This window comes from Micromonospora sp. NPDC049359 (assembly GCF_044466585.1).
Taxonomy (GTDB): Bacteria; Actinomycetota; Actinomycetes; order Mycobacteriales; family Micromonosporaceae; genus Micromonospora.
Genome location: NZ_JBITMW010000001.1, coordinates 409,678 through 434,492, shown reverse-complemented (window position 1 = coordinate 434,492; position 24,815 = coordinate 409,678). Strand labels below are relative to the sequence as shown.

The 24,815-nt window shown below is 73.1% G+C and carries 26 protein-coding genes and 1 riboswitch; of the genes, 13 read left to right on the top strand and 13 right to left on the bottom strand.

From position 1 onward, the window contains the following. The first annotated feature begins 2 nt into the window (after positions 1 to 2). Positions 3 to 1,331, top strand: coding sequence for a WXG100 family type VII secretion target (locus ACIBTX_RS02005; RefSeq protein ID WP_396831921.1), 1,329 nt, complete (start codon positions 3 to 5; stop codon positions 1,329 to 1,331). A 52-nt stretch (positions 1,332 to 1,383) separates the two neighbouring features. Here ACIBTX_RS02005 and mycP read toward each other — a convergent pair whose 3' ends face one another. Continuing rightward, positions 1,384 to 2,622 (bottom strand): type VII secretion-associated serine protease mycosin, encoded by a 1,239-nt coding sequence (gene mycP, locus ACIBTX_RS02000; protein WP_357124037.1) that lies wholly within the window; start codon positions 2,620 to 2,622, stop codon positions 1,384 to 1,386. 75 nt (positions 2,623 to 2,697) lie between these two features. Continuing rightward, on the bottom strand, positions 2,698 to 3,015 hold the full coding sequence (locus ACIBTX_RS01995; RefSeq protein WP_357124040.1) for a MarR family winged helix-turn-helix transcriptional regulator: 318 nt from the start codon (positions 3,013 to 3,015) through the stop codon (positions 2,698 to 2,700). A gap of 160 nt (positions 3,016 to 3,175) precedes the next feature. On the opposite strand from ACIBTX_RS01995, the gene ACIBTX_RS01990 reads away from it, so the two are divergent. After that, positions 3,176 to 3,883 (top strand): carbonic anhydrase, encoded by a 708-nt coding sequence (locus ACIBTX_RS01990; protein WP_357124043.1) that lies wholly within the window; start codon positions 3,176 to 3,178, stop codon positions 3,881 to 3,883. Positions 3,884 to 3,942: 59 nt separating this feature from the next. Here ACIBTX_RS01990 and ACIBTX_RS01985 read toward each other — a convergent pair whose 3' ends face one another. Then, complete coding sequence (locus ACIBTX_RS01985; protein WP_357124047.1) at positions 3,943 to 4,965, bottom strand: hypothetical protein; 1,023 nt, start codon at positions 4,963 to 4,965, stop codon at positions 3,943 to 3,945. Positions 4,966 to 4,968: 3 nt separating this feature from the next. Further along, positions 4,969 to 5,100, bottom strand: a riboswitch (cyclic di-AMP (ydaO/yuaA leader). 166 nt (positions 5,101 to 5,266) lie between these two features. Further along, entirely contained in the window at positions 5,267 to 6,625 is a 1,359-nt protein-coding gene (locus ACIBTX_RS01980; protein ID WP_357124050.1) for a YibE/F family protein, read from the bottom strand. 312 nt (positions 6,626 to 6,937) lie between these two features. Here ACIBTX_RS01980 and ACIBTX_RS01975 point away from each other — a divergent pair, with 312 nt between their 5' ends. Further along, a complete protein-coding gene (locus ACIBTX_RS01975; protein WP_396831920.1) occupies positions 6,938 to 9,031 on the top strand; it encodes a copper-translocating P-type ATPase in 2,094 nt (697 codons plus the stop codon). A gap of 5 nt (positions 9,032 to 9,036) precedes the next feature. Here the strand turns inward: ACIBTX_RS01975 and ACIBTX_RS01970 are convergent, their stop codons facing one another. Further along, positions 9,037 to 9,333 (bottom strand): metal-sensitive transcriptional regulator, encoded by a 297-nt coding sequence (locus ACIBTX_RS01970; RefSeq protein WP_355235159.1) that lies wholly within the window; start codon positions 9,331 to 9,333, stop codon positions 9,037 to 9,039. 95 nt (positions 9,334 to 9,428) lie between these two features. On the opposite strand from ACIBTX_RS01970, the gene ACIBTX_RS01965 reads away from it, so the two are divergent. From ACIBTX_RS01965 to ACIBTX_RS01935, 7 genes are all read left to right on the top strand, one after another. Further along, entirely contained in the window at positions 9,429 to 9,638 is a 210-nt protein-coding gene (locus ACIBTX_RS01965) for a copper ion binding protein (RefSeq protein ID WP_357124057.1), read from the top strand. A 13-nt stretch (positions 9,639 to 9,651) separates the two neighbouring features. Further along, a complete protein-coding gene (locus ACIBTX_RS01960; RefSeq protein ID WP_357124060.1) occupies positions 9,652 to 10,590 on the top strand; it encodes a hypothetical protein in 939 nt (312 codons plus the stop codon). 12 nt (positions 10,591 to 10,602) lie between these two features. Further along, positions 10,603 to 12,855 (top strand): heavy metal translocating P-type ATPase, encoded by a 2,253-nt coding sequence (locus tag ACIBTX_RS01955; RefSeq protein WP_357124063.1) that lies wholly within the window; start codon positions 10,603 to 10,605, stop codon positions 12,853 to 12,855. 74 nt (positions 12,856 to 12,929) lie between these two features. Further along, complete coding sequence (locus ACIBTX_RS01950; protein WP_278150219.1) at positions 12,930 to 13,103, top strand: CsbD family protein; 174 nt, start codon at positions 12,930 to 12,932, stop codon at positions 13,101 to 13,103. Between the two features lie 160 nt (positions 13,104 to 13,263). After that, positions 13,264 to 13,611, top strand: a complete 348-nt coding sequence (locus ACIBTX_RS01945) for an ArsR family transcriptional regulator (RefSeq protein WP_357124067.1) — start codon at positions 13,264 to 13,266, stop codon at positions 13,609 to 13,611. After that, positions 13,608 to 13,877 (top strand): hypothetical protein, encoded by a 270-nt coding sequence (locus ACIBTX_RS01940; RefSeq protein WP_396831919.1) that lies wholly within the window; start codon positions 13,608 to 13,610, stop codon positions 13,875 to 13,877. Before ACIBTX_RS01945 ends, ACIBTX_RS01940 begins: the two co-directional genes overlap by 4 nt. A 121-nt stretch (positions 13,878 to 13,998) precedes the next feature. Further along, on the top strand, positions 13,999 to 15,468 hold the full coding sequence (locus tag ACIBTX_RS01935; protein ID WP_396831918.1) for an alpha/beta hydrolase: 1,470 nt from the start codon (positions 13,999 to 14,001) through the stop codon (positions 15,466 to 15,468). A gap of 22 nt (positions 15,469 to 15,490) precedes the next feature. Here ACIBTX_RS01935 and ACIBTX_RS01930 read toward each other — a convergent pair whose 3' ends face one another. The 6 genes from ACIBTX_RS01930 to ACIBTX_RS01905 form a co-directional block, all read right to left on the bottom strand. Continuing rightward, entirely contained in the window at positions 15,491 to 16,744 is a 1,254-nt protein-coding gene (locus tag ACIBTX_RS01930; RefSeq protein ID WP_357124077.1) for a DUF6596 domain-containing protein, read from the bottom strand. Further along, entirely contained in the window at positions 16,741 to 17,097 is a 357-nt protein-coding gene (locus ACIBTX_RS01925; RefSeq protein ID WP_357124669.1) for a YciI family protein, read from the bottom strand. The genes ACIBTX_RS01930 and ACIBTX_RS01925 overlap by 4 nt, the downstream gene beginning before the upstream one ends. A 147-nt stretch (positions 17,098 to 17,244) precedes the next feature. Further along, positions 17,245 to 18,579 (bottom strand): DUF2786 domain-containing protein, encoded by a 1,335-nt coding sequence (locus ACIBTX_RS01920; protein ID WP_357124080.1) that lies wholly within the window; start codon positions 18,577 to 18,579, stop codon positions 17,245 to 17,247. A 162-nt stretch (positions 18,580 to 18,741) separates the two neighbouring features. Then, positions 18,742 to 19,020 (bottom strand): hypothetical protein, encoded by a 279-nt coding sequence (locus ACIBTX_RS01915; RefSeq protein ID WP_357396339.1) that lies wholly within the window; start codon positions 19,018 to 19,020, stop codon positions 18,742 to 18,744. A 69-nt stretch (positions 19,021 to 19,089) separates the two neighbouring features. Further along, positions 19,090 to 20,238: a CaiB/BaiF CoA-transferase family protein gene (locus ACIBTX_RS01910; RefSeq protein WP_357396337.1), complete on the bottom strand. Its 1,149-nt coding sequence runs from the start codon at positions 20,236 to 20,238 to the stop codon at positions 19,090 to 19,092. Beyond that, the gene (locus ACIBTX_RS01905; RefSeq protein ID WP_357124089.1) at positions 20,228 to 21,388 is read right to left on the bottom strand and encodes an acyl-CoA dehydrogenase family protein; all 1,161 of its coding nucleotides are present in this window, start codon (positions 21,386 to 21,388) and stop codon (positions 20,228 to 20,230) included. The genes ACIBTX_RS01910 and ACIBTX_RS01905 overlap by 11 nt, the downstream gene beginning before the upstream one ends. Before the next feature lie 156 nt (positions 21,389 to 21,544). Here ACIBTX_RS01905 and ACIBTX_RS01900 point away from each other — a divergent pair, with 156 nt between their 5' ends. Further along, positions 21,545 to 21,847, top strand: a complete 303-nt coding sequence (locus tag ACIBTX_RS01900; protein ID WP_357396332.1) for a hypothetical protein — start codon at positions 21,545 to 21,547, stop codon at positions 21,845 to 21,847. A gap of 126 nt (positions 21,848 to 21,973) precedes the next feature. Here the strand turns inward: ACIBTX_RS01900 and ACIBTX_RS01895 are convergent, their stop codons facing one another. Beyond that, on the bottom strand, positions 21,974 to 22,189 hold the full coding sequence (locus tag ACIBTX_RS01895) for an AlpA family transcriptional regulator (RefSeq protein ID WP_110564596.1): 216 nt from the start codon (positions 22,187 to 22,189) through the stop codon (positions 21,974 to 21,976). 134 nt (positions 22,190 to 22,323) lie between these two features. On the opposite strand from ACIBTX_RS01895, the gene ACIBTX_RS01890 reads away from it, so the two are divergent. Beyond that, the gene (locus tag ACIBTX_RS01890) at positions 22,324 to 22,578 is read left to right on the top strand and encodes a hypothetical protein (protein ID WP_357124098.1); all 255 of its coding nucleotides are present in this window, start codon (positions 22,324 to 22,326) and stop codon (positions 22,576 to 22,578) included. Between the two features lie 146 nt (positions 22,579 to 22,724). Here ACIBTX_RS01890 and ACIBTX_RS01885 read toward each other — a convergent pair whose 3' ends face one another. Then, complete coding sequence (locus tag ACIBTX_RS01885) at positions 22,725 to 23,879, bottom strand: peptidoglycan recognition family protein (RefSeq protein ID WP_357124101.1); 1,155 nt, start codon at positions 23,877 to 23,879, stop codon at positions 22,725 to 22,727. Between the two features lie 234 nt (positions 23,880 to 24,113). Here ACIBTX_RS01885 and ACIBTX_RS01880 point away from each other — a divergent pair, with 234 nt between their 5' ends. Then, entirely contained in the window at positions 24,114 to 24,767 is a 654-nt protein-coding gene (locus ACIBTX_RS01880; protein ID WP_357124104.1) for a TetR/AcrR family transcriptional regulator, read from the top strand. Positions 24,768 to 24,815 lie beyond the last annotated feature (48 nt).

Genomic DNA, 24,815 nt, shown 5'->3' with positions numbered 1-24,815 from the left:
AGATGGGCCTGAGCTGGGAAGAGATGTGCCAGAAGGTCGTCATCGACGGCCGGCCGGGTGACGTGGAGAGCGCCGCACTCGGTTGGGAGCAACTGCTCAAGAATCTCAACAACGTCAAGCAGAGCCTCGAGTCCAACATCAAGGATCTGGGTACGACCTGGAAGGGCCCGGCGTACGAGGCGTTCAAGGGTCACGTCGAGCAGATCGCCAAGGACACCGGGCACATCGTGGCGGACGCCGAGAAGGGCAACGGCATCGTCCAGTCGCTCAAGTCCGCCGCCGACGATCTCACCAAGGCCCAGCGGGAGTTCCCGATCCCGGCGACCTGCGTCAACGACGTGCTGGAGGCGCGCAACGCCAAGCTGACCCTCGGGGTGGGCTTCTTCGAGGCGAAGGTCTCGCCGGACTTCCTGGGCTGGTTCGACCCGGTGACCGCCATCGCCGACTGGATCAACGACCAGTCGGAGGACGCCGCCCGGGTCTACGAGCAGGTGCGCGGTGACTACCAGGCCAAAGCCCCCGGCACCCCCGGCGACGCTTACAACCCTGCAGAGAAGGCGACGCAGCCCGAGATTCCCGACCTGGACACCGGTGGTGGCGGCGGTGGCGGTGGCGGTGGCGTGCCGAAGCTCGGCGGCGGTGGCGGCGGTGGTGGCCTCGGTGCCACCCCCTCGATCGGTACCAGCGACCTGCCGGGCACCGGCGACCTGCCCAGCGGGTCCGGCACCCACCCCGACCTCTCCGGCGGGTACGACACCCCCGGCACGGGTGACTACCCGGGCACCGGCGGTGTACCCGGCGTGGACGACGAGTTCAGCAGCGGCCTCGCGGGCGCGGGCGGTGGCGGTTCCCCCGGGCTCGGCTCCGGCCTCGGCTCCGGTGGCCTGGGCTCCTCCGCCGGGCTCGGCGGCGGTGGCGGCCTGGGTAGCGCCGGGGGAGGCGCCGGCGCTCTCGCGGGTGGCGGCGCGCTCGGTCGGGCGGTCTCCCCGGGCGTGGGCCCGATGATGGGTGGCGGCGCGGCGGGTGCCGGTCGCGGTGGCGGCCGGGGTGCCGGTGGTCGGCTCGGCGCGGGCGGCAAGCTGGCCGGTGGCATGGCGCCCGGTATGGGTGGCGTCGCCGGTGGCGGCGGCGGTGCGGGCCGCGGCGGCGCCGGTCGCGGCGCGACGGGCCCAGGGGGGCGTGGTGCGGGCGCGCGCGGCGCCGGTGGCCTGGCCGGCGCGGGTACCGGTGCCGGTTACGGCGAGGAGGACGGCGCCCGCAACACCTGGCTGGAAGAGGACGAGGACGTGTGGGGCGCGGACGGCGGCGGCACCTCCGGCATCCTGCGCTGAGCGCTGCGGCACGGCGCTGGTGAGGTAGACCGCATCAGCGCCGTGACCGGGCTCAGCCGGCGACCGGCTGGTCGGTGCGGCGGCCGGCACGCCAGCCGCGTTGGCGGCCCCGCGCCACGATCGGCCGAGTGATCAGCAGCAGTACGGTGAGCAGGGCGCCGACCACGGCCGCCCAGATCGCCGCGGTGCGCTGCCAACTCAGCGGATCGGCTGCGGAGGCGGGCGGGGCGAGCGCGCCGACCGGCGGGTTGGTGCGGGTGCCCAGCAGGCTCGACACCGCCCGGTACGGGTTGACCACCCCGTACCCGACCTCGGCGTTGCGGCCCTGCGGCGGGTTGTCCGCCGTACGCTCCAGCCGGTCGGCGACCTGCTCCGGAGTGAGGTCCGGGTAGGCGGCCCGGACGAGCGCCGCCGTCCCCGAGACGTACGCGGCGGCGAAGCTGGTGCCACCCGCCGGCTCGGGGAGGTAGCCGGCCCCACCGGGCGCGGGGCCGACGATGTTGAGGCCCGGCGCGGCGACGTCGACGTAGCTGCCACTGACCGAGGTGCCGACGTGCCCGTCCTGCTCGTCCACGCCGGCGACGGCGATGACGCCCGGGTAGGCGGCCGGGTACGCCGGCTTGTCCTCCTGTGTCTCCTGCCGGTTGCCGGCGGCGGCGACCAGGATCACCCGCTTGGCGAGGGCGCGTTCGACGGCCCGGGCCAGTTCGGGTCGGGGCAGGGTCACCAGGGACAGGTTGATCACGTCGGCGCCGTTGTCGACCGCCCAGTCGATGGCCGCGGCGATCTGCCCGGGCAGCGCCTCGTCGTTGGTGCCCTTGGCGTTGGGCAGCACCCGGATGGGCAGGATGCGGGCCGCCGGGGCGATACCGCTGAACGGCGCTCCGGTGCCGTCCTGGCCGGCGATGATGCCGGCGACCATCGTGCCGTGGCCCGCCAGGTCGCACTGGCCTCGGTTGTCGGTCAGGTTGTTGAAGTCGCGCCCGGGGAGAACCTGGTTCTTCAGGGCGGGGTGGATGGCCGAGACCCCGGAGTCGATGACCGCCACCGTCACCCCGGCGCCTCGCGAGATCGGCCAGGCCGAGACCGGATCGAGCCGATGTAGCGCCCACGGCATCTCCACCAGGCCGTCCTCACCGGGCGGGCCGCAGACGGGTGCCGCCGCTGCCGCTGAGACGCATGGGGCCACTACCAGGGTGATCCCGAGCAGGGTCGCGATCGTTCCATTGAGGACAGCGCGGACGGTACGGCGGGGTGGTTCGGTCGCGCTCGGCGGCAGGCATTCGCGCACCCGCAGAGATTACCGCTGCGCCGCGTCGCGCAGCGGCCCGGCGACGCCGGCCGACGTCGGGGCGCACGACGGTCGTCAGGGAGTGTCGTCGCCGGGGGTGGGGGTGAACAGCGCGAGGAGGTCACCGACCTGCACTTCGGCCTCGGCGGGGTGCCGGAACCGGCCGGCGGGGTTGAGGGTGTACTCGTTGCGCCGCCCCACCCGGGTGCGGTGCAGGTAACCCTCGGCCTCCAGGTCGGCGACGATGGCCTGGGCGGCCCGCTCGGTGACGCCCACCTCCGCCGCCACATCACGGAGCCGGGCGGTGGGGTCGCGGGCGATGGCGAGCAGCACATGGCCGTGGTTGGTAAGAAATGTCCAGTTCCGGCCGCCTCCGGCCGTCGTGCTCGCCATCGTGGGGGGCCGCCTTTCCGGGTCAACGTATGAAATCTAAATCACGCATATCTTGACGCATCTTGCCGTGCGTGTGACCGTTGAGCGCGAGCCAGCGCCCGCCGCCGGCCCGGTTGAAAAGACCGTTGAGCAGGTCAAACGCGTGAGACGAGGTGCGGGGATGAGCCGTTCCGGTACGCCCGGCGGGCAGCCGGGCACGCAGCGGACCGTCGAGCAGGCGCCGGTCGCCACCGAGCCGGCCCGAGCGTACGCCGAGCTGGTCTCTGGCAACCGTCGCTTCGTCGCCGGAGAGCCGCGCCACCCCAACCAGGATGCCGGGCACCGGGCCGCCGTGGCGGACGGGCAGCACCCCTTCGCGGTGATCGTCGGCTGCTCCGACTCGCGGCTGGCCGCCGAGATCATCTTCGACCGGGGGCTGGGTGACCTCTTCGTCGTCCGGACCGCCGGGCACACCACCGGGCCAGAGGTGCTGGGCAGCGTCGAGTACGCGGTGGCCGTCCTCGGCGCTCCGCTGGTGGTGGTGCTCGGGCACGACTCCTGCGGCGCCGTGCAGGCGGCCCGCGAATCGGCGGCCACCGGCATCGCGCCCCCGGGACATCTCCCAGCGGTGGTCGACGCGGTGCTGCCCAGCCTGCGACGAGCCACGGCCGAGGGCGTGCACGACATCGACGGCATCGTCGACATCCACATCGCGCAGACGGTCGAGACGCTGCTCGGGCAGTCGCCCGTGCTGGCCGACGAGGTGGCGCGGGGGCGGTGCGCGGTGGTGGGGATGTCGTACCGGCTCGCCGCCGGGGCGGTGCGACCCGTGACCCCCGTACCGGCCGGCGACGCCTCGGACGACCCGGCCGCGACCGCCGCCGCCTGACACGCGACGAGGGCCGCCCCGCTCGACGCGGGACGGCCCTCGAACTGTTGGGCGTCGGATCAGAGCAGCGACATGTGTACGTGGTCGGTGTGGTTCGACGGCCCGCTGTACGACTTCCAGCCGGTCGCCGGGAACCAGATCTGCCGGTTCCAGATCACGTAGTAGATGCCGAGCCGGTCGGCGTTGCGGATGAGGAACGCGGCCACGTTGTTGCCGTACATCCGGGTGTCGTCGTTGTGCCACGGGCTGAAGCCGCTCTTCTGCAACGACCAGTCACAGGCGCGACCCTTCGGGTGCTCGTACGGTCCACCGTTGCGGTGGCAGCCCACGAACCGGTTGAACCCGGCCCGCTTGACCTCCTTGTACGCGTGCAGCGTGCGCGGCGTGACGCAGCCGGAGGTGGTCGGGTCCTTCTCGCTGCACGACTGGGGCTTCCAGTCGCCGTCGGCGGTGCGACCCGGGCCGATCCGGGCGACCGGGGAGGTGGCGTCCACCAGACCGCCGGTGAAGCCCTTGCCGCCGACCAGCGCGAGCGCCTTGTCCGCGTCGCGCTTGTCCTTCGCCATCAGCGCGGTCTGCTTCTGCTGCTCCCGGACCTCGGTGTCGAGGGCCAGCTTGGCCTCCTCGGCGCGGGACTTCACCGCGTTGACCTCGGCGAGCTTCTTTTCGTTGACCATGTTCATCTCGTCGAGCGCCGCGGCCCGCTGGACGAACGAGTCCGGGGCGTCGGCCTCCAGCAGCATCGCGATCGCGCCGACCCGTCCGGTCCGGTACGACTGAGCGGCGATCTGCGCGACCTGCGGGGCCAGCGCGGCCAGGTCGGCCTTCGCCCGGTCGACCTCTGCCGCGAGTTCGACCTGCCGCTTCTTGGACTTGTCCAGTTTGGACTTGGCCGCCACGTAGTCCCGGTTGGTCTGCTCGATGACGTCGGTGAGCAGCTTGGGCTCGTCGCCGTCCTCCTCGTGCCCGGACGGTGTGGGGGTCGTCGGGGCGGCGTGGGCCGGGAGGGGTCCGGCGAGCACGGTCAGCGCGGCGAACACGGCCACCACGGGCGTCAACCAGCGGCGTAGGGGTGCCGTCACAATCTTCCCTTCCGTCGACCGCCGACCGGGTTAGCTGACGGGTTCGGGGCGGAAGTGGCCCCTACCGCTGTCGCGGATTCACCCCAGGTACCTGGGTCCCCGGCTCGCCGGTTGGCGATTGGGCGGTGGCACCGCAGGCGCCGCTGCGCGCCTTCGTCGGTGACCGGCAGCGAGGTTACCCGAGAGTCCACCGCCTGAGCTACGTCCTGATGCCGACTAAAAGCGTCATTTCGCCATGGCGTTGAGTGACCAGTGACGCGGTTCTCAGGGCGGGTGCCCGATCCGGTCACGCTGAGGAGTGTCACCATGCCGTATCCGTGCTCCTGTTCGGCTCTGGCCACCCGGTGGTGGCGGTGGATGGGGGTGTGTTCCGCTGTGGATCGGGCCGGTCGGCCCGATCCGTCGGCGGGGAACTGAGAGCGGCGAGCGCCTCCGCGCGGTCCGCGCGGGGGCGCGGTGGCGGGGCGTCCGCGTCGGGCGTGGCCGTCGACCCGGCCGCGGTCACCACCGCGGCCAGCCCGGTGGTGAGGGGTACGGCGGCGATCAGGCCGAGGGTGGCGACCGCGCTGCGGACGATCTCCTGTGCGAGGAACTCGCTGGTCAGAATCTGCCCGATGGGGCGCGAGTCGGCGGTGAGCAGAAGCAGCAGCGGCAGTGACGCGCCCGCGTACGCCAGCACGATGGTGTTGACCGTGGAGGCGATGTGCGCCCGGCCGACCCGGGTGGCGGCCCGGTAGAGCTGTCGTCGACCCAGCCCGGGGTTGGCGTTCGCCAGCTCGGTGACGGTGGCGGCCTGGGTGACGGTCACGTCGTCGAGTACCCCGAGTGAGCCGATGATGATCCCGGCGAGCAGCAGGCCGCGCAGGTCCACCTCCGCCTGGAACATCGAGAGCGTGGTGGCGTCCTCGCTGCCGAAGCCGGTGAGCTGGGTGGCGGCCGTGGCGATGGTCGCGAGGACGCCGGTGAGCACCAGGCTGCCCAGGGTGCCGAGGACCGCGACGGAGGTCTGCGCGGTCACCCCGTGTGTCAGGTAGAGCACCACGAACATGATCAGGGCCGCGCCGACCACCGCCACCAGCAGCGGTGACCGGCCCGCGCCGATGGCCGGCAACACGAAGGTGAGCAGGATGGCGAAGCTGGCGGCTAGGCCGGCGAGCGCGGCCAGACCCCGCCACCGGCCGAACGCGACGATGGCGGCGGCGAAGACCCCCACGAGCCACACCAGTGGCGTCCCGCGCTGGTGCTCGGCGATGTTCCAGGTGCTGAGGGTGGGATCGGTCGGATCGGTCAGCTCGACCAGGACGACGTCGTCGCCCACCTCGACCCGAGGCGCTCCGGGGCCGGCGGGGACGGGCGTGCTCACCTGCCGGTCGGCGCGCGGCCCGTCTTCGAGGAGTACGTCCACCGTGCCGCACGGCCCGCCGCTCGGCGTGCCCTCCGGGCTCGTCGAGGGTGGGCACGGTTCGGTCACCACCCGGGTCACCGTGCCGTGGTGGCGCGGCAGATCCGCCCCACCGCCGCTCTTCGGTGCGCCGTCCCGTGGCCACAGCACCACGGCGGCGACGACGGTGGCCACGAAGAGCGGCACCACCGTCGCGATGAGGATCCGTCGTACCCGGGGCGGGGCGGGTCGAGCGGAATGGCTGTGGTCGGAACCCAATGCGAGACTCCCAACGATCCGGTGCGGGGTACGTGCCGGCGGCCTCTGCGGTTCAGTTCCGCCGGACGAACGCGGGCACGAGCGCGTCGGTTCGCCGCCTGACGACCCGGCAATCACGGAGAGTGATGAAGTGGTCGGGTCGGCGCCGTACGGGGCCGCGCCGTGGCGGCGCCGTCGCCCGTCTCGGCGGCGGGATCCGGTGGGTCATCGCTGGACGATGCTAACCAGCGCGGCGGGGGGTCGCAGGTCGTGCGGACGTGTCGGGGGAGTCGAACCGCTGACACCGCCCCGGGCGCGGCGGATGGTGGAGTCATGCCTGAGCCACCCACCGAGCACCGACAGCACGACAAGCACGCCGGGCACGACAAGCACGCCGGGCACGACAAGCACGCCGGGCACGACAAGCACGCCGGGCACGACAAGCACGCCGGGCACGACCCGGCCCTGTTCCGTCGGCGGTTCTGGGTCTGTCTGGTGCTCACCGTGCCGGTGGTGCTGACCAGTGACCTGGTGGTGGACCGGCTCGGGCTCCGGCTGGACGCGCCGGGTCGCTCCTGGGTGGGGCCGGTGCTCGGTTCGGTGGTGTTCCTCTGGGGTGGCTGGCCGTTCCTGGTCGGCGCGGTACGTGAGATCCGGGACCGCGCGCCGGGCATGATGCTGCTGGTCGCGATGGCGATCACCGTGGCGTACACCGCGTCGCTGGCGACCAGCCTGGGCGCCTTCGACCTGGACTTCTGGTGGGAGCTGGCCGCGCTGGTCACCATCATGCTGCTCGGGCACTGGCAGGAGATGAAGGCCATCGGGCAGGCCCGTGGGGCGCTCGCGGCACTGGCGGCGCTGCTGCCCGACGAGGCCGAGCGGGTGGCGGCGGACGGGCGGGTCGAGCGCGTACCTGTCGACGGGCTGCGGGTCGACGACGTGGTGCTGGTCCGACCCGGGGGTCGGGTGCCGGCCGACGGCCGGGTCGTCGACGGCGACGCGGAGTTGGACGAATCGATGATCACGGGCGAGTCGCGCCCGGTTGCCCGGTCGGCGGGCGATCGGGTGGTGGCCGGCACGGTCGCCACCGATTCGGCGATCCGGGTCCGGGTCGAGGCGCTGGGCGACGAGACCGCGCTCGCGGGCATCCAACGCATGGTCGCGCAGGCGCAGCGCTCGGGCGGGCAGGCTCAACTGCTCGCCGACCGGTTCGCCGCCGCGCTCTTCTACGTGGCCGCCGGTACCGCCGTGCTCACCCTGGTGGTCTGGACCGCGCTCGGTGAGCCCGACGAGGCGGTGGTGCGTACCGTCACCGTTCTGGTGATCGCCTGCCCGCACGCGCTCGGCCTGGCCATCCCACTCGTCGTCGCGCTCTCCACGGCGCTGGCGGCGCGAAGCGGGATCCTGGTCAAGGACCGGCTCGCGTTGGAGCGGATGCGGACCGTCGACGCGGTGCTGTTCGACAAGACCGGCACGCTGACCCGGGGCGCGCACGAGGTCACCGACCTGGTGACGGCCCCCGGCGTGGGCCGGGACGAGGCGCTGCGGATCGCCGCCGGTGTCGAGTCCGACAGCGAACATCCGCTGGCCCGCGCGATCGTGGCGGCGGCCGGACCCGGTGGGTCGGCCCGTGCCGGCGGCTTCCGCTCGCTGCCGGGTCGCGGGGTGCGGGCCATCGTCGACGGTACGGAGTACGCGGTGGGCGGGCCGACCCTGCTGCGTGAGCGGGGTGGACCGCTGTCGGACGAGCTGCGGGAGGCGACCGGCCGCTGGTCGTCACGCGGTGCCGTGGTGCTGTATCTCCTGCGGTTGCCGGACACGGTGCTCGGGGCGTTCGCGCTCACCGACGCGGTGCGGCCGGAGGCCCGCAAGGCCATCGCCGAGCTGCGGGCCGATGGCGTCCGCACCATTGCCATGATCACCGGGGACGCGCGGTCGGTGGCCGAGTCGGTCGCCGCCGACCTGGGCTTCCGGGCCGGGGTGGACGAGGTCTTCGCCGAGGTGCTGCCGGCCGACAAGGACAGCCGGGTGGCGGAACTCCAGCGGCGCGGGCTGACCGTGGCGATGGTCGGTGACGGGGTGAACGACGCGCCGGCGCTGGCCCGCGCCGACGTGGGCATCGCGATCGGGGCGGGCACCGACGTCGCGATCGAGTCCGCCGGGGTCGTGCTGGCGTCGTCCGACCCGCGTGGCGTCGGGGCCGTGGTCCGGCTCTCCCGGGCGTCGTACCGCAAGATGCGGCAGAACCTGGCCTGGGCTGCGGGCTACAACGTGGTGGCGCTGCCGCTGGCGGCGGGGGTGCTCGCCGGGGCCGGGGTGGCGCTGAGCCCGGCGGTGGCGGCCGTGCTGATGTCCGCGTCCACCATCGTGGTGGCGCTCAACGCGCAGTTGCTGCGCCGGGTACGTCTCGATTCCGGGCGGGAGTGAGGCGCTCAGCCGCGCTTCATGAGTCGGCCGACGGCCGCCATCATCTCGCTGGCCATCTCGTCGGCCCGACCCTCGGCCGCCCCCTCGTGCATGCAGTGCCGGGCATGCCCGTCGAGCAGGCCCAGGGCCACCTTGTCGAGCGCGGCCTGGATCGCGGAGATCTGGGTGAGCACGTCGATGCAGTAGCGGTCCTCGTCGACCATCTTTTCGATGCCCCGGACCTGCCCCTCCACCCGGCGCAGGCGCGCGAGCAGTTGGTCCTTGCTGGCGGTGTACCCGCGGATCGGTGTGGGTGCGGTCATGGCGACGAGGATAGCGTACCCCTGGGGGGTATGGTAGCGTCCGTTCCTGCCGGCATACCCCCACCGGGTACCGGTACTACGAGAGGAGACGTCCGATGGTCGACACGACGTACCAGGTCAAGGGCATGACCTGCGGGCACTGCGTCAGCGCGGTCAGCGCCGAGGTGGGCGCGATCGAGGGCGTACGCGACGTGCGGGTCGACCTCGCCACCGGCCAGGTCACCGTCAGCAGCGAGCAGCCCGTGGACACCGGGGCCGTCCGGGCCGCTGTCGACGAGGCCGGCTACGACCTCGTCGAGGCGTGAGCGGAGGTCCGCGATGACCACGGTGACCAGGCTGGGCGCGTTCGCCCTCGGTCTCACGGCGGTCTTCGGCGCGGCGTACGGGGTCGGTCGGGTGGTCGACCCGGTCGACCCGGTAACCCAGAACCGGCCCGACGTCGCCCACACCTCGGGCCTCACCACGAGCGGCGAGGTGGCCGACCTCGTTCCCGGCGGGTTGCTCGTCTCCGACCGGGGCTACACGCTCCAACCGGTGACCGCGCCCGCCGGCCAGTTCGCGTTCCGGATCGACGGGCCGGACGGTCGGCCGGTCACCAGGTACGACGTCGCGCACGACAGACGGATGCACCTGATCGTCGCCCGCCGGGACCTGTCCGGCTTCCGGCACGTCCACCCCGATCTCGCCCCGGACGGCACCTGGCGGGTCGCCACCCCGCTGGCCGGCGCCGGGCAGTGGCGGGCGTTCGCCGACTTCACCCCGACCGGGGGCGAGCCGTTGACCCTCGGCGTGGACGTGGCCGTCCCCGGCGAGCTGACCGAGCGGACGCTGCCCGCCCCGGCGGCCAGCACCACGGTCGACGGTTACACCGTCACCCTGGCCGGCACGCCGGAGCCCGGCCGGACCTCGGCGCTCACCCTGACGGTGAGCCGTGCCGGGCAGCCGGTCACCGACCTGGAGCCCTACCTGGGTGCGTACGGGCACCTGGTGGCGCTGCGTCGGGGCGATCTGGCGTACCTGCACGTGCACCCGGACGGGACGCCCGGCGACGGACGCACCCCGCCCGGCCCTGCCGTCACCTTCCACGCCGAGGTGCCCTCGGCCGGCGCCTACCGGCTCTACCTCGACTTCCAGCACGGTGGGCAGGTGCACACCGCCGAGTTCACCATCCTGGCGGGCGCCGCCCCGGCCGCGACGGGCGAGCCGACACCGACCGGCGGGGCCGACCACGGCACCCCCGGGCACGGGCACGACTGACGGGACTGGACGATGACCACCACCAGCAGCAGACCGCTGCCCGAGGCGCCGAACCGGATCGAACTGGCGATCGGGGGGATGACCTGCGCTGCGTGCGCGGCGCGGGTCGAGAAGAAGCTCAACCGGATGGACGGCGTGAGCGCCACCGTCAACTACGCCACCGAGAAGGCGACCGTCCGGTACGCCGACGACGTCACCCCGGACGACCTGATCGAGACCGTCCAGAAGACCGGCTACACGGCGGCCCTGCCGACGCCGCCGACCGCCGAGCCGCCGCCGCAGGACCCGCTGCGCGGTCCGCGTACCCGGCTGTGGGTCTCGGCGGTCCTGAGCGTGCCGGTGGTCCTGCTGGCCATGGTGCCGCCCTGGCAGTTCGACTACTGGCAGTGGCTCTCGCTGACGCTGGCCGCCCCGGTGGTCGTCTGGGGTGGGCTGCCGTTCCACCGCGCGGCCTGGACCAACCTGCGGCACGGCGCGGCCACCATGGACACGCTGGTCTCGATCGGCACGCTCGCCGCGTTCGGGTGGTCGCTGTGGGCGCTGTTCCTCGGTGACGCCGGTATGCCCGGGATGACGCACCCGTTCCGTTTCGCCATCACCCGCGGCGACGGCGCCGGCAACATCTACCTGGAGGCCGCCGCCGGGGTCACGGTGTTCATCCTGGCCGGTCGCTACTTCGAGGCCCGGTCCAAGCGGACCGCCGGCGCGGCCCTGCGCGCCCTTCTCGACCTCGGCGCGAAGGAGGTGGCGGTGCTGCGGGACGGGGTCGAGACCCTGGTCCCGGTGGACCGGCTCGCCGTCGGTGACCGGTTCGTGGTCCGTCCCGGCGAGAAGATCGCCACCGACGGTGTCGTCGACGAGGGCACGTCCGCCGTGGACGCCAGCATGCTGACCGGTGAGTCGGTGCCGGTCGAGGTCGGTCCGGGCGACGCCGTGGTCGGCGCGACGATCAACGCGGGCGGCCGGCTGATCGTCACCGCCACCCGGGTCGGCGCGGACACGCAGCTCGCCCGGATGGCCGACCTGGTCGAGCAGGCGCAGAGCGGCAAGGCGGCGGTGCAGCGGTTGGCCGACCGGATCTCCGGGGTGTTCGTGCCGATCGTCATCGCCCTGGCCGTGGGCACCCTCGGCTGGTGGCTCGGCACCGGGGCCGGTCCGACCGCCGCGTTCACCGCCGCCGTGGCCGTGCTGATCATCGCCTGCCCGTGCGCCCTGGGTCTGGCCACGCCGACCGCGCTGCTGGTCGGCACCGGTCGCGGGGCCCAGCTCGGTGTGTTGATCAAGGGACCGGAGGTGCTGGAGTCGACCCGCCGGGTCGACACCGTCGTGCTGGACAAGACCGGCACCGTGACGACCGGTCGGATGACCGTGGTGGGCGTGGTGCCGGCCAGTGGCGAGGACCGCGCGGAGCTGCTCCGGCTCGCCGGTGCGGTGGAGGCCGCGTCCGAGCATCCGATCGCCCGTGCCGTCGCGGTGGCCGCCGCCGAAGCGGGCGAGCTGCCCCGGGTGACCGGCTTCGCCAACCTCGAAGGGCTGGGCGTGACCGGCACGGTCGACGAGCGGGTCGTGCTGCTCGGCCGGGTCCGGCTGCTGCGCGAACGCGGTGTCGAGGTGCCGCCGGAGGTCGAGTGGGCCGTGCGGGACGCCGAGGCCGCCGGTCGTACGGCGATCGTCGCGGGCTGGGACGGGCGGGCCCGGGGCGTGCTCGCGGTCGCCGACGTGGTCCGGCCCACGAGCCGGGCGGCTGTGGCGCGGCTGCGCGCCCTGGGGCTCACTCCGGTCCTGTTGACCGGCGACAACACCACCGTGGCCCGGGCGGTCGCCGCCGAGGTGGGCGTGGACGAGGTGATCGCCGAGGTGCTGCCGGCCGGCAAGGTGGACGTGGTCAAGCGGCTCCAGGCGCAGGGCCGCTCGGTGGCGATGGTCGGTGACGGCGTCAACGACGCGCCGGCGCTGGCCCAGGCCGACCTGGGGCTCGCCATGGGCACCGGCACCGACGTGGCGATCGAGGCGTCCGACCTGACCCTCGTCCGGGGCGACCTGGACGCCGCGGTGGACGCCATCCGGCTGTCCCGGCGCACGCTCGGCATCATCCGGGGCAACCTGTTCTGGGCGTTCGGCTACAACGTGGCGGCCCTGCCGCTGGCCGCCGCCGGGTTGCTCAATCCGATGATCGCCGGCGCCACCATGGCGTTCTCGTCGGTCTTCGTGGTGGCCAACAGCCTGCGGCTGCGCCGCTTCCGTTCGGCCGCTGGCGAACTGTGACGACCGCGATGGTTGGACCGGGGACGACGGGGGTACCTCTGAGTTCGTAGCGACGCTTGCGATGGAGGTTGGCAATGGGATTCGACGACAAGGTCAATAACGCCACCGAGGACGCGGCCGGCAAGCTGAAGGAAGGCGCCGGTCGGGCCACCGACAACGAGCAGCTCGAGGCCGAGGGTCGCGCCGACCAGTCCACGGCCAAGCTCAAGCAGGCCGGCGAGAAGATCAAGGACGCCTTCAAGAGCTGACGTACGACGTAATCCGCACGCCGGGCCGGTGATCATCACCGGCCCGGCGTGCTGTCGTGTCCGGGGCGCCGAACCCTGAGATCCCCCTGATTCCGTCTTCGTGCCGCGCCGCCGCGCCGCCGTACCTGCTAACTTCTATTGGCATGTGCAAGGGCTGGTTATGAGCGCGGCTTCGCCGCCGACCGGCGACGACCTGATCCGGGTGCTGGCCACGCTGGCCAACCCGCACCGGCTGCGGGTCGTCGCCGCGTTGGCCCGCGAGCGCGCGTACGTCAGTGGGCTGGCCCGGCAACTGGGCATCAGCCGCGCGCTGTTGCAGGTCCACCTACGGAAGCTGGCGGCGGCCGGACTGGTCACCGCCCGCATGGAGTTGTCGGAGGACGGGAAGGCCATGAACTACTACGAGGTGGAGCCGTTCGTGCTCACACTCACCCCCCAGGTCATCGCGGCGGCGATCGAGACGCTCACCGTGCCCGACTCGGGCGAGCAGCCGGAGGCGCGGTCATGAGCGAGCACGACTGGACCGAGGTGGTCGGCGCGTTCGGGGTGTTCGCCCTGTTGATCAGCGTGTTCACCGTGACCGTCGTACAGCTCGCCAAGACCCGGCGGGCCCGGTACGAGGCGAACCGCGCGGACGACTACCGCAAGCTCGCCGAGACCGCCGCACAGGCGCAGGCGGAGAACGCCCGACTGCTCGCCGCGATGGACAGTCGGCTGGGCGGAATCGAGACCCGGATGACCACGCTCGAACGTGTCCTGCGCGAGGTCGACTGACCCGCGTGTCGAGGCCCCGGGCCGTCGAGCGGCCACTCGACGGCCCGGGTGGAAGAAGCACCACCTCGCCCGCTGGGCGAGTTTCACCAGCAACGCTCCTTCCAGGAGAGGACAGCACCCCATGCTGCGCGTACGCAAATCCGGAGTCGGCTGGGCGGTGGCCCTGGCCCTCACGGCCGCCGGCCTGACCCCGGCGAGCCCGGCCGTCGCCCGACCCGCCATCGATTGGCACCCCTGCGCCGAGGACACCCCCGAGGAGGAGCCGCCCGTCGCGGAGACCCCGCCCGAGTGCGGCAGCCTGTCGCTGCCGGTCGACTGGAACCGGCCACGGGGGGAGCGTTTCGAACTGGCGTTGGCCCGCCGGGTCGCCACCGACCCGACCGCCCGACAGGGCACCCTGGTCTTCGGCCCGGGCGGGCCGGGTGACAGCGGGGTCGACCGGGTGGTGAACGGCAGTTCCCGGTTCAGCGCCGACCTGCGCCGCCGGTTCGACATCGTCAGCTTCGACCCGCGCGGCACCGGCGGCAGTCACCCGGTGCGCTGCTCCCGCGACCTGCTCGCCAGGCAGCCCCAGGTGATCGCCGACCAGGCCCAGTTCGACGCCACCCTGACCAACAACGCGCTGCTGCGCGCCGACTGCCGGGCCCGTACCGGCGCGCTCTACGACCACGTGGACACGACGAGCGCCGCCCGTGACCTGGACGCGGTCCGTGCCGCGCTCGGCGAACGGCAGCTCACCTTCCACGGCAGCTCGTACGGCACCCTGCTGGGCGAGCGGTACGCCGAGTTGTACCCCGACCGGGTGCGGGCCATGGTGCTGGAGGCCGCGATGGACCACAGCCTGGAGACCCGCGCCTTCCTCGACACCCAGGCCGTCGCCGCCGAGGACGCGTTCGACGAGTTCCTCGACTGGTGTGCCCGGTCCGCCGCCTGCGTCCTGCACGGTCGGGACGTGCGGGCCATCTGGGCCGGGCTGCACGACCGGGCCGAGGCCGGCACGCTGACCGACCCGGACCGGGCCGGTGCCCCGCTGGCCCCCTTCGAGCTGAGCCGCCTCGCCCACAAGCGGCTCTACGAGACCGACCGGTGGCCGGGGCTCGGGCAGTGGATCGACAAGCTGGCGGGTCCCCCGACGCCGGGCGTCACCACGCTGGCGGACGACGCCGTGGTCCCGTACCCCTTCGCGGTCTTCTGCCAGGACTGGAGCCTGCCGGTCCGCGACTACCGCGAGTACGACGCGCTGCTGCGCCGCAGCGCCCGGCTCGCGCCCGACCTGCGCTACCCGCCGGCGCTGTTCGCCCTGGTCACGTGCCTGGGTACGCCCACGGTCGCCAACCCTCAGCACCGGCTGCGGGTACGCACCGACGTGCCGCTGCTGATCGCCGCCACCGTGCACGATCCGGCGAGCGGCTACGCCTGGGCCCGCGCGGTGGCCCGGCAGTTGGGTCGGCACGGGGTGCTGCTCACCTACCAGGGCTGGGGACACGGCAGCTACACCACCAGTCCGTGCGTGGGGCGAGCCGTCGACTCGTACCTGATCGATCAGGTCGTGCCGGCGCGGCCGGCGAGCTGCCCGGCGGTCGACCTGTGACGGGCGGGCGGCGCGGCGGCGGTCACCGCCGCGCCGCCAGTCGGGTGGCGCGCAGCTCCAGGTATCGCTGCTCGGGCAGGCTCGTGGTGCCGCGCGCCGCCGCCAGGTACGCCTCCCGCGCCGCCGCCGGCTCGCCGGCTAGCTCCAGCAGGTGCGCCCGCACGGCCGCGAGGCGGTGGTGCCCGGCGGTGCGCTCGTCGGCGTCCAACGGGCCGAGCAGGTCGAGCCCCGCCCGGGGCCCGTCCACCATCGCCACCGCGACCGCCTGGTTGAGCGTGACCAGCGGGTTCGGGGCGATTCGGCCCAGCAGCCGGTAGAGCGCGACGATCTGCCGCCAGTCCGTCTCCGCCGCCGTCGCCGCCTCCGCGTGCACGGCGGCGATGGCGGCCTGCAGCTGGTACGGGCCGGGCGGCGACCAGGTCAACGCCTCGGTGATCAGCGCGACCCCCTCCGCGATGGCGGCGGCGTCCCAGCGGGAACGGTCCTGTTCCGTCAGCGGCACCAACTCCCCGTCCGCGCCCACCCGTGCCGCCCGGTGCGCGTCGGTGAGCAGCATGAGCGCCAGCAGCCCGGTGACCTCGCCGTCGTCGGGCAGCAGCCCGTGCAGGACGCGGCCGAGTCGGATCGCCTCGGCCGTCAGCTCGGCCCGGCGCAGGTCCGGCCCGCTCGACGCCGTGTACCCCTCGTTGAAGATCAGGTAGAGCACCCGCAGCACCGTCCGCAGCCGCTCCTCCCGCTCGGCCGGTCCGGGCATGGCGAACCGTGCGCCAGCCGCCTCGATCCGCTGCTTGGCCCGCCGGATGCGCTGGCTCATGGTCGCCTCCGGCACCAGGTGCGCCCGGGCGATCTGGGCCGTGCTGAGGCCGCCCACCGCGCGCAGCGTGAGCGCCACCTGCGCCGAGGGGGCCAGCGCCGGATGACAGCAGAGGAACAGCAGGGTCAGCGTGTCGTCCGCGTCCGGCACCGCCGGCTGCGCGTCCGCCGGAGGCGCCACCTGGGCGTACGCCGGCTCGCGCAGCGCCACCGCGACCTCGCGCTGCCGGCGGGCGCTCTCGCTGCGCCACTCGTCGGTGAGCCGGCGGGTCGCCACGGTGAGCAGCCAGGCGCGCGGGTTGTCCGGTACGCCCTGCCCGGGCCACTGCGTCGCGGCGGCCAGCAGCGCCTCCTGGACCGCGTCCTCGCACCTGTCGAACTGGCCGTGCCGACGGACCAGCAGGCCGAGGACCTGCGGCGCGAGTGTGCGCAGCAGATCCTCGACCGTCCGGTCGTCGGTCACATCTCCGTCCCGGCCTCGTCCATGATCGGGCGGACCTCCATCGCGCCGCCGTAGCGCACGTCCGGCCAGCGGGCGGCGATCTCGGCGGCCCGTTGCGGGCTGTCGCAGTCCACGGCCAGGTAGCCGGCGAACTGCTCCTTGCTCTCCATGAACGGCCCGTCGACGATCTCGGGTTGACCGCCGGCCAGCCGGACCGTCTGCGTCTGCGACGGGTCGGCCAGCGCCTGGCCGCCGATCAGCTCACCGGTCTCGGCCAGCTCCTTCATGATCTCGTCGACCTCGCCGAACAGGGCGGTGCGGTCCTCCTCGGTCAGCCCTTCGGTGAAGCCGGGCCGGTTCCAGATCAGCAACATGTACTTCACGGGGATGCTCCTCGGTTCCTGGTCGCGCCCCGGCTGGGGTGCGGCTCACCGGAGGGTCGGAGCCGTCACCCCGTTCCCTACCGCCTACCGAAGAAAATCGCAGAAACGTCCGGCCGTGGCGCTCCCACGCCGGGCGGATCAGGGTCGGCCCGGCACCTGCCGAGGCGTGGAGCCGCCGCCGACGTCCAGGGACGCCCGGTCGGCGGCCGAGGTGCCGGACGACCAGCCCTCGGCGTCGCGCACGCTGAGCCGGTGCCGGGTCACGCCGGGGAACAGCGTCTCCAGCCGCTCCCGGACCGCCTCGCCCCGCGCGGCGAGCACCGGCAACAACCGATCCGCCCCGGCTTCCGTCTGCCCCGCCGCCTCGGTCGCCGCGTCCGTGGCCGTGCGCAGCCGCTCACCGATCCGCAGCGCGAACGCGTTGAGGAAGGACTCGTCCCACACCTTCGTCCGGCGGCCCGACCCCGGTCGACGCTCGGCCCGCCCGCGCAGCATCGCGGCCGTCGCCTGCACCAGCAGCGACGTGTAGAGCAGCTCCACCGCCACGAGGTCCGCCGGCCACCCCAGCACGGTGGTGAAGCCGAGGTCGTCGGACCAGATCGCCTCACACCGGTTCGCCGCCGCCACCTCCTGCACGAGCAGCGCCTTCGCCCCGGCGTACGGGGTCTCCACGCCCAGGCGCACCCCGCTCGGCACGTCGCCCCGCTCGGTGCCGGCCGCCAGCAGCGCCTCGTCGATGCTGTGCCGGGCGATCAGCTCCTGCGCCTTGCCGGTCAACGCCTCCGCCTCGGCCGGGAAGGTGGTCGACTCCGCCTTCGCCAGCAGCGCGCGTACCCGGTCCAGCATCGGCGACCCGCTGCGGGCCGTACCGGCGGCGCGGGGGAGCGCCGCTCCGGTCGATCCCGGCGGCGGGCGCAGCACCGCGATCGGCGGCAGGCTCTCCACCAGCGCGAGTACGTCGACCGCCGCGCGCAGCGCGTCGACCCGGTCCAGCCCCTCCGCGCGGGTCCAGTCGGCCACCAGGTCCTCCGGGCCGACGTCCCGGCCGGCCTTCGAGCCCTGGCCGGCGTCCCGGCCCCGGCTGGCCTTCGAGCCCTGGCCGGCGCTTGAGCCCTGGCCTGCGGCGTCCCGGTCCTGGGCGGCGAGCACGCGGAGCTGGTCGTCCCACCAGGCGGGGACCGGCTCGGCCTGCTCGCGTCGCTGCGCGGCCAGCGCGTCGCGGACCAGTCGGGCCGCGCCGGCGTCGAGCCGACGCCGGACGATCCGGTGTACGTCGACCGGCTGCCAACCGCGCGGCCAGAGCCGCCCGAGGCCGCGAATCAGTCGTCGCGCCAGGGCGGCGTCCACCGCCGTCGCGCCGTCCGCCGTTCCGGTGCCGACCATCAGCCGGTCGAGCTGCCGTTCGGTCTGTCGTACGTCGGTGCCGCGCACCGCCGCCAGCGCGTCGGCGACGAGGTCCTCCGCGTCCGGCACCGGCACCCCCTCGGCCCAGGCGGCCCACAGCGACCCGCCCCCACCATGATCATGCCGTCCCCCACCCCGGACACCCAAAACAGGAAGGTCGACCCCGCCCGTTAGGCGGTGATCAAGAGGTTTGCGTCAGGGTGCAGCCGTTTTCTGACGCCAACCTCTTGATCAACTCTGGGAAGGGGTGGCGGCCAGGGCGGCCGACAGCCGGCGGAGGAACGCGCGGATGTCGTCCTCGCTGTGGGGGGTCCCGGCCTGGTCGTTGAGCGGGTCCGGGTAGCGCAGCGCCTGATCGATCGCGTCCCGCGTCTCGGCCCGGTCGCCCGGGTAGAGCCCGGCGTCCACCCCTTCGGCGACCCGGGTCACCACCGCGTCGTCGAGCGCGCTGTCGAACTGGACCCCGTACAGGATCCCGTTGACGTGGCCCTTCCAACTGTCCGTACCCATGCACTGACTCCCCCCGGACCGTCGGTGCACGACCGTATCAACGCGACACCGGCACGGCTGTCCCGCCGGCTACGACCAGGCGGTCAGGATCTCCTCGACCGGCGACGCGTCCCGCTCCGGATCGGGCGCCGGGACGGGCGGCCCCGTCGGCGTACGGTCGAAGCGCGGCGCCGGTGCGGGTTGCACCTCGCCGTCCACCTCGACGAACGTGCCCCGGGCCGCGTTGTGCGGGTGCCGGTGCGCGTCGCCGGGGGCGAGCACCGGGGCGACGCAGGCATCCCGCTCGGCGAAGACCGCCGTCCACTCGTCGCGCGTCCGCTCGGCGAACCGTTCGGTGAGCCGCCTGCGCAGCTCGTCCCAGCCGCGCGGGTCGTACTGGTGGGGCAGGTCCGCGTCGGTGAGGCCGAGACCGGCCAGCAGTTCGCCGTAGAAGGCCGGTTCCAGCGCGCCGACGGCCATGAAGCCACCGTCGGCCGTGGCGTACGTGTCGTAGAAGGGCGCTCCTCCGTCGAGCAGATTCCGCCCCCGCGGGGCCGCCCACCGGCCGGTGCCGAGCAGCCCGTGCAGAAACGAGGTGAGCAGCGCCGAACCGTCGACCATGGCCGCGTCGACGACCTGGCCGAGGCCCGAGCGCTCCCGTTCGAGCAGCGCGGCCAACACGCCCACGGCCAGCAGCATGCCGCCACCGGCGAAGTCGCCGATCAGGTTCAACGGCGCGTGCGGGCGCTCACCGGCCCGGCCCAACGGTTCCAGCGCTCCGGCGACCGCGATGTAGTCGATGTCGTGGCCGGCCCGTGCGGCCAGCGGGCCGTCCTGACCCCAGCCGGTCATTCGCGCGTACACCAGACGCGGGTTGCGGTCCCGGCAGACGTCCGGGCCGAAGCCGAGGCGCTCGGCGACCCCCGGCCGGTACGCCTCGACCAGCACGTCCGCCCGCTCGACGAGACGCAGCAGGTCCGCCACACCGGTCGGGGACTTCAGGTCCAGCGCGGTCAGCCGCCGGCCGCGCTGCAACGGTCCTCCGCTCGGCGCGGCCAGCCGACCGGCCCCCGGGCCGCCCGGCCGGTCGACGCGCACCACGTCCGCTCCGAGGTCGGCGAGCACCATGCAGCCGAACGGCGCCGGCGCGAGACTGGCCAGCTCGACCACCCGTACGCCGGCCAGCGGTCCGCCTCGCGACGATCCGTCCGTGCCGCGCGTGGACGCCTCAGAGGGCACGGGCGATCAGCTCCTTCATGATCTCGTTGGTGCCGCCGTAGATCTTCTGTACCCGGGCGTCGGCGTACATGCGGGCGATCGGGTACTCCGTCGTGTAGCCGTACCCGCCGAAGACCTGGAGGCACCGGTCGACGACCTCGCACTGCCCGTCGGTGAGCCACGACTTGGCCATCGCGGCCGTCGCGACGTCCAGGTCGCCGCGCGTGTGCCGGACGACGCAGTCGTCCAGGAAGACCCGACTGACCCGGGTACGCGTCGCACACTCCGCGAGCACCATCCGGGTGTTCTGGTGGCCCATCAGCGGCTTGCCGAAGGCGGTGCGCTCCTTGGCGTACGCGACGGTCAGCGCCACCGCCCGTTCCATGGCCGCCACCGCGCCGACGCCGATGACCAGGCGCTCCTGCGGAAGCTGCTGCATCATCTGGACGAAGCCCAGCCCCTCGACGCCGCCGAGCAGGTTGGCCGCCGGCACCCGGAACTCGTCGAAGAACAGCTCGGCCGTGTCGTTGGCGTGCAGCCCGATCTTGGACAGCAGCCGGCCGCGACGGAACCCCTCCGGGTCCCCACCCACCTCGCAGACCAGCAGTGAGATGCCGGCCGCCCGTTGCTCGGGGTCGGTCTTGACCGCCACGATGACCAGGTCGGCCAGACCGCCGTTGGTGATGAACGTCTTCGCGCCGCTGACCAGGTAGTCGTCGCCGTCACGGACCGCCCGCGTCCGCATCGCCTGAAGGTCCGAGCCGCCGTCCGGCTCGGTCATCGCGATCGCGCCCACCAGTTCACCGCCGCACAGGCCGGGCAGCCACCGCCGCTTCTGCTCCTCGCTGCCGTACGCCACGAGGTAGCCGGTGACGATGCCACTGTGTACGGCCAACCCGAGGCTGCCCTCCCCGGCGTACGCCTGCTCGTGCAGCACCACGGCCTCGTGGGTGAAGTCGCCGCCCCCGCCGCCGTACTCCTCGGGCACCGACGGGCCGAGCAGTCCCAGCTCACCCGCGCGGCGGTAGTGCTCGCGGTCCGGGTGCCCCTGCGCCAGCAGGCGTTCGGAGTGCGGCAGCACCTCCTTGGTGAAGAAGGCGCGGGCCAGTTCGGCGAGGTCGTCGTGTTCGGGCCGCCGCCAGGGCGCGGGGGAGCCGTCGGGCGTGGGCATGGCACCACCCTCGCGCCCTGTTGGCAGCATGTCAATAAGCCCTCAACGCCTTGATCGACTCCGCTTCCATGAAGTCGGGCCATCCGCCCGAGCAGGACACCCCGCCTTGCAGGAAATCGAGTCGATCAAGCGGCCTGCCCGGGTGAGGATCGTGCCATGAGAGCAATGCCGCCGGCCCGGCTCGACGGAGCCCAGGTCACGCTGGTCGCCAGCCTCGCGCCGGGGCAGTTGGCGACCGGGGCGACACGGCACTCCGTCAGCAACTTCGCGGAGGTTGTCGCCCATCTCGCGATCGCTCGCTACGACGAGGCCGACGCGGACTTCTACGTCTTCTACTGCACGGGCGACTGGCAGGTCTTGACGGACACGTGCCATTCGACAGAGGCAGAGGCGGTCGCTCAAGCGGTGTTCGAGTTCGGAGACGTGACGTTCACGCGGTCGGTGAGGGAGGGCTACTAAGCCCGCATGCGACCCTCATGGACCCCCGCACGGGGTGATCCACTCCAGATTGGCGATGTGGCGGTATTCAGGCGATCGGATACGCCCAGGTCGGCGATCTCGTGTGGATCAGCCGCCAGATGGGTGCTACTCGGCCTCGTCGCCGTCGGTCGGGCGGGGCGGGCGGTGCTCGGCGATCCACGCCTCCACGTCAGCACGCAGCCAGACCGTGGTGCCGTGCAGTCTCTGGAACGGGGCGGGGAAAGTCGGGTAGCGGATGAGCTGGCGCATGCGGGTCCGGCTCACGCCGAGCAGGTCTTGCACCTCGTGCGGACCGACCAGTGGACCCGGGACTTCACCCATTACCTGACGGTAGGGCGATCAGGCATGCCGAATTAGGTCTACCTACTTGCGCAGCCCTTCCGGATGGGTGAGGGTGAACGTGACGGTCCGAGAAGCGATCGGGTGGTGGCGCGGTGCGGCGAGAGGTGGGCGTGATGGACCAGGCGACGGAGTTGGCGTGGTTGCGGGAGCGGGTCGGGGGACTGGAGACTGCGTTGCACTGCGCACGGCGGGAGCTGTTCGACCTGCGGTGTCGGCTGACGTTGATCGGCCGGGTGGTGCGGGACGTCGACCGGGTGCAGCGCGCGCCGGGAGTGGCGGTCGGTGCGATCAACGCGGCGCTCTACTCCGAGCCGTCAAACCTGCGGCACCTCGGCCGACACCTGGTCCGCCGTCACCGGCTCCGGTGATCACTTGATGCTCACCAGTTGCCAGGAACGCCCGCCGAACTGGTGAGCATCAAGTGATCACTGCCCGGAAGGTGCGCACGCCCCACCGCCTCCGCCGGGCGTCGGGGGAGACGGAATCGAGACGGAGACGGTGGGGCGCGGGTCTCCTAGCGCGGGTGCTTCGGCGGGGTCGGGAACTGGCTCAGCAGCACCGCCACCTCCTGGCGCAGGGTGCCGAGGTACGGGTGGAAGGCGTCGCCGGGGCACTCGGTCGGGTCGGCCCCGATGGTTGCCCAGTCCCGGTGCCCGGAGATGACGTCGACCGTGCCACTCGCTCCGCTGACCGGGTTGACGTAGTCGGTCCGGCCGGCGGGGGCGAGTCGACCCGCGGCGGCGAGGCCCGCCAGGACGAACACCAATGACCGGTGCGCGGCGGCGCTGGGCTGGCGGGACGTGAACCGGCCCAGCAGGCAGACGCCGATGTTGCCGGCGTTGTAGCCGCCGACGTGCGCCGCGTTGACCATGAGCGGCCGGCGGTCGCTGCCGAGGCCCGGCCCGTACACCGGGAGGGGTCCCGGATCGGAGTAGCGGCCCTCGTAGATCCGCCCCGCCTCGTCGATCAGCAGGTGATAGCCGATGTCGCCGAACTCCTGGAGGACGCACTGGTCGTAGTAGATGGCACGGACCGTCGCGGCCGGGTCCGGGTCCTCGTTGTGCTCGTACACGCCGCTGTGGTGGACGGTCAGCGTCTGCACCGGAAAGAACTCGGCCGGCCACAGTTCGCTGCCGTCGTCGGCGAGGCGCAGCGACTCGTCCGCACCCCACCGGGATCGGGGCAGGTACGTCGGCTTCCGGCCACCTCGCGGAACCGGAAGGTTGTTCGTTCGCGGGTTGGCGACCGTCCGCCGGGGCCCGTCGACCGTGTTCAGCTCGGCGACGGTGGCGTCGGAGCCGTCGGCGGTCTGCACCTCGTACGCGGTCGCGCCGTTGGCGACCACGACGTTCGAGCGGGCCGCTGGCCGGCCGCCGTCCCGGCCGTTCTGGCACGCGTTCAGCTCCAGCCAGTCGCTCCACCCCTTGCCGGTGCGCAGGCGTACCGCCGCCGAGGGGCCGCCGTGCCGGATGGACAGGTGGGTCAGCGGGATGGCCGGCGAGGTCACCACCGTCCTGCTCATCAGGCGACCGCGCCGAGCGGCCAGCGGAGATGTCACTTCGGCGGAGGTGGCCGGTGCTGCCGTCGCGGAGCCGGCGAACGTGCCGGCGGCCGACAGGCCCACCGCCGCGCCGGCCGCGCCGGAGAGGACTCGACGTCGAGAAACCACAGTTGTGCTCCCTTGCTTGGTGCGCCAGGCGTCAGCCGGCATGCCGGCCGACGGCCCGGGGCCGTGGTGCCCTGGCGAGCCCTGCGGATACATCGCCAGGATGGGGCACTACAGAGGCTAAAACGGCACTCTGGACTTTTGGTTTATTGCCACTGGAGAGCCGCACGAACTCGTTACCTAGCGTGATCATGGCGAGGGCGTGGCCGGCCGGGCGCTGCCGCTAGGGTCGGGCAGATGAGTGTCGAGACCGCTCCCCGCCGCCGCCGGCTGGAGCCGGACGCCCGGCGCGGCCAGATCCTGGCCTGCGCGGTCCGCCTGTTCGGCGAGCAGCCGTACGCCGACGTGTCGACCACCGACGTGGCCCGGGAGGCGGGCGTCGCCCGAGGGCTGGTCAACCACTACTTCGGCACCAAGAAGGACCTCTACCTGGAGGTCGTCCGGGTCATGGTGACCATTCCGGAGGTCGCCCTCGAACGACTGCCCAAGGGTGATCTGCGGAACCGGGTTGACGCCAGCGTCTCGTGGTTCCTCGACGTGGTGTCCCGGCACAGCACGTCGTGGCTCGCGGCGGTCACCGCCCGGGGGATGGGCGGCGACGCCGACGTGGAGCGGGTGCTCGCCGAGGCCGAGGAGGTCGCCGCGGACCGGATGCTGGTCGCCGTCGGGCTGGCCGACGAGGCCGAGGACCACGAGGAGTTGCGGGGAATGGTCCGGGCGTACTGCGGGCTGGCGACGTCCACCGCCCGGGAGTGGCTCCAGCGCGGCGCGTTGACCCGCGCCCAGGTTCACCTGCTGCTCACCACCACGCTGCTGGCCATCGTCGAACAGGTCATCCCGCAGGTCATCGCCGCCGACGAGCCGCTGGGCCCGGTCGACCCCCGCGCCTAGTCACCCGCCCCACAGCGGGCAGGTCCTTGGGGACGACGCCCGACAGCG